At 65.5% G+C, this 6855-nt stretch carries 8 protein-coding genes and 1 pseudogene; 3 read left to right on the top strand and 6 right to left on the bottom strand.

The window, feature by feature from the left end; translation table 11 throughout:
• Both ACERIM_RS19395 and ACERIM_RS19390 read right to left on the bottom strand, forming a co-directional pair.
• Nucleotides 1–884: DegT/DnrJ/EryC1/StrS family aminotransferase (locus ACERIM_RS19395; RefSeq protein WP_373633831.1), on the bottom strand; the 884-nt coding region annotated here is incomplete at its 3' end.
• The gene (locus tag ACERIM_RS19390) at nucleotides 881–1471 is read right to left on the bottom strand and encodes an acyltransferase (protein WP_006179580.1); all 591 of its coding nucleotides are present in this window, start codon (nucleotides 1469–1471) and stop codon (nucleotides 881–883) included. The genes ACERIM_RS19390 and ACERIM_RS19395, both read right to left, overlap by 4 nt.
• 452 nt (nucleotides 1472–1923) lie before the next feature.
• Between ACERIM_RS19390 and ACERIM_RS19385 the strand changes: the two genes are divergently transcribed.
• On the top strand, nucleotides 1924–2460 hold the full coding sequence (locus ACERIM_RS19385; protein ID WP_373633830.1) for a hypothetical protein: 537 nt from the start codon (nucleotides 1924–1926) through the stop codon (nucleotides 2458–2460).
• Nucleotides 2461–2736: 276 nt separating this feature from the next.
• On the opposite strand, the gene ACERIM_RS19380 is transcribed toward ACERIM_RS19385, so the two are convergent.
• The 3 genes from ACERIM_RS19380 to ACERIM_RS19370 all read right to left on the bottom strand — a co-directional run bounded on the left by ACERIM_RS19380 (nucleotide 2737) and on the right by ACERIM_RS19370 (nucleotide 4807).
• On the bottom strand, nucleotides 2737–3723 hold the full coding sequence (locus ACERIM_RS19380; RefSeq protein WP_373633829.1) for a DUF1616 domain-containing protein: 987 nt from the start codon (nucleotides 3721–3723) through the stop codon (nucleotides 2737–2739).
• Between the two features lie 257 nt (nucleotides 3724–3980).
• Complete coding sequence (locus ACERIM_RS19375; RefSeq protein WP_006179577.1) at nucleotides 3981–4256, bottom strand: PadR family transcriptional regulator; 276 nt, start codon at nucleotides 4254–4256, stop codon at nucleotides 3981–3983.
• A 197-nt stretch (nucleotides 4257–4453) separates the two neighbouring features.
• Nucleotides 4454–4807 (bottom strand): winged helix-turn-helix domain-containing protein, encoded by a 354-nt coding sequence (locus tag ACERIM_RS19370; RefSeq protein WP_006179576.1) that lies wholly within the window; start codon nucleotides 4805–4807, stop codon nucleotides 4454–4456.
• A 590-nt stretch (nucleotides 4808–5397) separates the two neighbouring features.
• Between ACERIM_RS19370 and ACERIM_RS19365 the strand changes: the two genes are divergently transcribed.
• Entirely contained in the window at nucleotides 5398–5559 is a 162-nt protein-coding gene (locus ACERIM_RS19365) for a hypothetical protein (protein WP_162834899.1), read from the top strand.
• Nucleotides 5560–5909: 350 nt separating this feature from the next.
• Nucleotides 5910–6413 (top strand): ArsR family transcriptional regulator, encoded by a 504-nt coding sequence (locus ACERIM_RS19360; RefSeq protein ID WP_373633828.1) that lies wholly within the window; start codon nucleotides 5910–5912, stop codon nucleotides 6411–6413.
• A 117-nt stretch (nucleotides 6414–6530) separates the two neighbouring features.
• Here the strand turns inward: ACERIM_RS19360 and ACERIM_RS19355 are convergent.
• Nucleotides 6531–6855: pseudogene (locus ACERIM_RS19355) on the bottom strand (hypothetical protein); the annotation flags it as partial.

Here is a 6855-nt window from a genome sequence, read left to right as displayed (position 1 = left end):
GCCTCGTCGTAGACGGCGGCGTTCTCGCGTCGCGCTCGATTGTGTTCGGCGAGCCGATCGAGTTGCGCGCGGCCGATCGCCGCCTCGAGGCTGGTCATCCGGTAGTTGTGTCCCAGTTCGACGTGATCGTAGCCACCGGTCCCACCGACGTCGCGCCCGTGGTTGACGTAGCTCGCGGCGCGCTCGGCGACGTCGTCGCGGTCGGTGACGATCATCCCGCCTTCGGCGGTGGTCATGTTCTTGGTGGGATAAAACGAGAAGCAGGCGGCGTCGCCGAAGCCGCCGACTCGGGTGCCATCGACGGCCGCGCCGTGGGCCTGACAGGCGTCCTCGAGGACGAACAGGTCGTGGTCGTCGGCGATCTCACAGAGAGCCGCCATGTCGGCGGGCAGCCCGTAGAGGTGGACCGGTAGGAGGCCGACGACGTCGTCGCGCTCCCGGAGGACGCGCCGCACGTCGGCCGGGTCCAGCGTGTACGTCTCGGGATCGATGTCGGCGAAGACCGGTTTGCCGCCGGCCAACCGGACGGCGTTTGCACTCGCGACGAAGGAAAACGGCGAGGTGAGTACCGCATCGCCGTCTTCGAGCCCGATCGCCTCGAGGGCGGCGTGCAGCGCGGTCGTGCCGTTCGAGGTCGCGACTCCGGCATCGGTCCCACAGTAGGCGGCGAACTCGTCCTCGAAGGCCCTGACCTCCGGTCCGTCGGCGAGGCGGCCGTCCGCGAGGAGCGACTCGACCCGCTCGAGGGCCGCCTCACTCAGTTCCGGATCGGCGATCGGGACGGGGCCGGCACCGGGGTCGACCTCGGTTGCCGCGGTCTCGTCCGACCCGGCCGTTCCCTCGAGGCCGCCGTCGGGCTCGGCGTTCGTTTCAGTGTCGGTCATGCGAGCCGGTTCTCCCCCTCGAGCGGCTCCGGCAGCGGTTGCGTCGTCGCCGGCGACCCGACAGCCAGTCGTCCGGCCGGTACGTCCTCCGTGACGACGGCCCCGGCCGCGACGAAGGCGTTCTCGCCGATCGTCACGCCGGGCAGGACGGTCGCGTTCGCGCCGACCGACGCGCCGTCCTCGATCGTCGGCCCCTCGAGCCCGTCGTCGGTCCGAACCGGGTACTCGTCGTTCGTGAGGACGGCGCCCGGCCCGACGAAGACGTTGGAGCCGATCGTCGTCTCGGTCGGGACGTAGACGTTCGTCTGGAGGCTGACGTGGGAGCCGATCGTCGTCTCGCCGTCGATGACGGTCTTGGTCCCGACGAGGACGTCGTCGCCGATCGTCGTCCCCTCGCGGACCAGCACGTCGTGGCCCGTCGCGAACCCGTCGCCGATCCGAACGTCGCCGTAGACGATCGAGCCGGCCCTGATCGTCGCGTCGTCGCCGAGCCGGGTCGGCTCGTCGAACTCGCCGTAGCCGACTGTCGCGTCGTCGTCGATCGTACAGCCGTCGCCGCGGACGACCTCGCGTACCGTCTCGCTCATCGTCCACCTCGAGTGCGGTCGGGCGCGGGCCGACGCTCGCTTGTGCGAGCGCGGTCACGCGCGGTCCGCGTTCGAGCCGCCGTTCGTCGTCGGTCGTGTAGTCGTTCCATAGTGAATCGATACCCGCGTGGGCAGTCGTGCTGACACACCCGGTAACGAGGCTTTGTTATCCCTGCCTTGAGCGGCCCGTAGCCGGGAACTACAGCGTCGCTGTCGGTCGCTTCCGTCGCTCGCTGGGGCTGCCGTCGTGACCGTGATCGAGGGTACGGCCTCCGCTGAATCGACGAAACGTCGGTATTAGCGTCTGTCACGGACGCTAACTGGTATAATTCGCTTTCGGACGGGTAGCACGGCGATAGTAAAGTGTCAATCGCTGTCACTCGAGGCTGTGAGCTATCCGAATACACCCGTCGGATCGGAACGGGACCCACTGGGACACGACGAGGGCACACATGGCTGAGAGCAACCTCACGCAGGCCGAACTGTTCGACGTCTTCAGCAACGCGCGCAGACGACACGCAGTCCAGTATCTCAAACGCACCGGCGGCGCCTGCGACCTCGCACCGCTCGTCGAACAGGTCGCCGCCTGGGAGAACGATACCGACCCCGACGACGTCACCCGGACCCAGCGCCGCCGGGTCTACATCTCGCTGTATCAGACCCACCTCCCCATGCTCGAGGACCACGGCATCGTCGACTGGGATCCCGACGGCCACCGGATCGAACTGCTGCCGAGCGAAGAACGGTTCGACCCGTACCTGGACCGGCACCTCGAGGACGAGCGGGCGTGGCAGTACCTCTACGGGGCCGTGACGGCCGTCGGCGCGATCGGCATCGTCCTGTCGGCACTCGCCGTCGGCCCGCTGACGACGGCCGTCGCGCCGGTCGTCGCGGCGGGGCTCTGTCTCGTCGTTCTCGCGCTCGCAGCGGCACAGCACGTGTCACACCGGTCCGATCTCCGCCGTTCGCTCGGGTTGGCGGGCCGGTAATTCGGCCGCCGTGTCTCCAGTCGCAGCCCGAACGCGATCGCTCCTCACCGGAGTAACTCCTCTCGGCTCCCGCGCCACTGATACGATTCACACACCGATCACGAGGTCGTCGTGTAATCCGGTGGACAGTGATTCAGTGGCGACGGGATCGGTCGACGAGCCGTCCAACGCGAACAGTTCCGCCCGTCGTGAGCGATCGCATCCCTGGGCACGGCTTCCCAGCTCCGATCTCACGGTAGCAACAGTGGGTTGAGACGGGCTCGATCGAGGGCCGAGTTATCCGCCGGTGACCGTCACCCAGAAGTGCGTACTCTCGGCCGCGTTTTCGTTCGTCGGCGTCGACGGTGGGTCGTCCTCGTAGAGCAACACGCTGATCCGAACCGTCTCACCGGCGTCTGCCGTCGGCGCGATCGCTCGCTCGCCGCTTTCCGTCTCCCCCGCCGGGACGGTCGTCTCGATCCGCCGTAGCTCCGTCCGCTCGACGACCTCACCGTCCTCGAGGACCTGTTGTTGGACGACCGCCGTGTACGTCCGGTCCTCGCCCTCCTGGTTCTCGATCTCGACGACGACCGGGACCGACTCGCCCGCCTCGACCTCGCTCGGGAGATCCGCCACGATCTCCCCGTCCGCGGTTTCGTTGTACAGCGCGAGTTCGGTGAAGCCGCCGCCCGAGACGGGAAACAGGAAACCGACGAGCAACGCGCCGACGGCCGTTCCGATCGCCACGACCAACACCACCGTCGACACCGTCGCCGCTGCCCGGCCGTTCCGACGGAGCCGCTCGAGGCCGGCCAACGGCGACACGGTAAACCGCTGTGGTGCCGGCGTCCGAAGCCGTCGAACCACGCCGAGTTGGGCCAGGCAGACGGCGATGCCGGCCAGCCCCACCGCCACGGAGGTCGTGGTCAACCCCCACGACGTGACCGCCAACACCAGCACGACAAGCGGCGCGATCGTCAGCGACAGGACGAACGCCAGCCCGAGCCGTTCTATGGCATCGATCCCGCGGGGGCGAGCGTCGGCGGCCGTCGCCGCCGTCTCGCGGTCCTCGCGCTTGTCGGCCGGGAACAGAACCGCCCCCAGCCCGTAGCCCGGCAGGAACAGGGCGAGCGGCAGCGTCGCCAGTAGTCGAAGGCCCCCGTTCCCGCTTTCGCCCGTTACGAGCAGGTACGCGACGACCGCGCCGATCGAGACGGCGGCGAGATCGAACGGGTAGCGGCGAACGAACCCGAACCGCGTCCAGCTACTCGTTCGATGACTCATCGGTCCACCGCCGTCGGCGCGTTCGGTCTCCGTTCGGACGATCCGGATGCCATGCTCCTCCGATCGGTATACGCTGTCGTTCTTTGTTATGACCGTATTATCGAAGAAAATGTGTGCCGTACAACGCGGCTCGAGGCCGCTACTGGCCGTCCTCGAGCGATCGGCCTGTCCATGTGCAGTCGGTGTCGGGTACACGGCGGTCGGCGACCACGAACGACGGGCGACGGCCGCGGACCGACGATCGGATTGGCGGCCGTTCAGAAATCGACGTACTGCGATTCCCACTCCCGACGCTCTTGGATCTGCTCTCGACCGGCATCGGTGATCGCATAATAGTTCGTTCGTCTGTCGAGCTGTCCCTTCTCGACCAGTTCCTTGTTGACGAGCGTGTCCAGGTTCGGATACAGTCGTCCGTGATTGATCTCCGAACTGTAGTACTTCTCGACTTCGTCCTTGACGGTCTGGCCCGACGGACGGTCGGCACCTGCGATCACGTACAGCAGGTCGCGCTGGAAGCCGGTCAGATCGTGCATTGCTCAATCACACTGACCGTTCCAGTGAACGGATATTTGTTATCCGTATCATACAGCCACCGTTCTCCGATTTCACCCCGTATTACCGGCAGAAACGATAGTGTCACTTAACTATCAAACTCTCCTAATGGTGTGTTCGACCGACCGCTCGCACCCACGCTCGCTCGAGTCGGTCGGTCCCGATCGCGGCCGCGGCGTCACTCTCGGTCCGACAGGTCCGGCTCGTTCGGTTCCGAAACCGCGACCTCGATCCCGTCGGCGTCGATCCGAACCCGAAGGCTGTCGACGGTCGCCTCGTAGGCGGTGGTATGGGAGCCGTCGTCCTCGAACCGCACACACTCCGCGATGAGGTCGCTCTCGAGGAGGTTGTTGATCCGGCGATAGACGGTCGCCGACGAGCTGTCGGTCCGCTCGGTCAGTTCCTTGGCCGTCTTCGGCCCCTCGCTGGTCGCGACGAGGATCGTCCGGGCACAGTCGTCCCCGAGGACGTCCAGCTGGGTCGCAGGGTTGGTCGTCGATTCCGTTCGCGTGTCACTTGCTTGTGTTGACATAGTGGGAGTCACCGAATGGGATGGATCTGGTCCGTTCGCTCTTCGTGAGAGGTGGCGATTCGAGAGAGGTCACAGGGGGGCAGCCACTGTCGGGGGGTCCACCGATACATTCCGGCACGAGGATCGGTAAGCCATAGTGGTATTTTATAACGATGTACCTTATGCGCGTTTGGCACGTCCTTCGACAACGTAAGATCGTATTTCGACCCGGAAACGACTTGTTTCGAGCGGCGACCGGCCGGCACAATCTCTCGTTTGAAAGCCGACACAGCGCCAAGACGACTGAATTCGGGTTGAGATCGGTCGACCGGATAGTTCCGGAACGGCGAATTTGAGCCGCTGCAGCCGTTTTGTCGGGCAGCAATCGGCTATTTCCCGCGTTCGGGGGTCGCGTCATCGGTGAACGGTCGGCGTCCTTTATTCTCGTTTGCCCCCCTCGATACGATGATGCCCGGACGGGTATCGCGGGACATCGACGGTGTTACCGTTGCTTTCGGTACGGCCCGAACTCGGTTCCGCACGACGGTCCCACGCTCGTCCGAGTACACCCCCCACCACCCATGAACGCCCACAAACACGACTGGAAGCCCATGGAATCGTCGACAGCCGGCGCTCGCTGTCGAAACTGCGGGACACACGTCACACAGCAGTTCGCTCGCGTCTTCGGCGATAACGGCGACGTCGTCCACGGCTGTCCGTCCTGTACGACCTATCGCGAGATGCAGTCCGGCGGCCACCTCCCCGGCGACTGACCTCGGTCGGGTGTCGAGACGACGGTGACGCCGCTGCGACGGTACGTGGCCGCGATTCGTCGCCCCACCGGCCGCTTCGACAGTCACGACGAGCGGTTCGCGAATCGATTCACATCGTTTCGAGGGGCGGTTGCTCTTCTCCGAGACGAACCGCCGACCGACAGCGCCGTCCGAGACGACCCGCTGCTGTACCCGCTCCCTACCCCGGCTCCCGATCCTCGCCGGCTCGCGGCTCTGGCCGGCGACCCCCGTAACCTGCAAAAGTTAAAGTCGCTGGTGTCGGAACTAGCGGGATATGGTCACTGGTGGTGGATCGCCCCTCGAGAATCGGCTCCCCTTCTCCCTGATCGATGTCAGTTCAAACGAACCGAGCTGACCCGTTGGCGGAGAGCGAAGTGTTTCACATCCTCGGCAACGACAGGCGACGAGCGATCGTCCAGTTGCTCGCCGAGGACGGCGGACAGATCGACGTCTCCGATGTCGCGACCGAAATCGCCGCGACCGAATCCGACACGACCCCGGTCCCGAACAACCTCTACAAGAGCGTCTACGTCTCCCTCCAACAGACCCATCTCCCCCAACTCGAGGAAGACGACGTGATCGAGTACGACTCCGACGCGAAGACGATCCAGCCCGGCCGGCACTTCGCCGAGGTCCTGCAGTACGTCGACGGTCACGCCGACGACCACTCTCGAGTCCTGCAGTTACACCTCGGCTGTTGTCTCCTCGGGCTCGCGATCATCGCGCTGGTCGGGCTCGGCCTTCCGGTGGTTTCGGCCCTCGATCCGGTCCTCTCGAGCGTGCTGGTGTTGCTCGTCGTCGGCGCGAGCAGTCTCTATCAACTGCTCGCCTGAGGACGATTGACGCCGCTCTCCGGTTCGAGTACTGTCACAGGCGACCGCCCTGACCGGCCGGTCACTCGAGCCGTCGGTTCAAAATGAGAAAGCGCGCTGTCCGTTGGGGAACTCTCCTTACGCGCCGACGAGTGCGGTTTCTTCGTCGGTGTCGTTCTCGAGACCGTCGTCGGTCCCGTTGTCCGCAGTTTCGTTGTCGACGGTGTCGTTCTCGAGGCCGTCGTCGCCATCCTCGAGTTCGGTGTCGTCGGTCGCCTCGGTCAGCTCGAGGGTCGCGACTTCACCGGCCTCATCGGTCAGAATCATGTGGATGTAATCGCCGGCCGCGAGGTCGCTCGTGTCGACCTCGAACTCGACGTCGTCGCTCTCGTCGCCCTCGAGCGTGACGTTCTGCTCGTCGACGAGGTCACCGTCGAGACGGAACTGTGCCGTCTCGGTGCGT

It is taken from the genome of Natrinema sp. H-ect1 (genome assembly GCF_041821105.1).
GTDB classification, from domain to species: Archaea; Halobacteriota; Halobacteria; order Halobacteriales; family Natrialbaceae; genus Natrinema; species Natrinema thermotolerans.
This window is presented reverse-complemented; position numbering and strand designations above follow the sequence as displayed.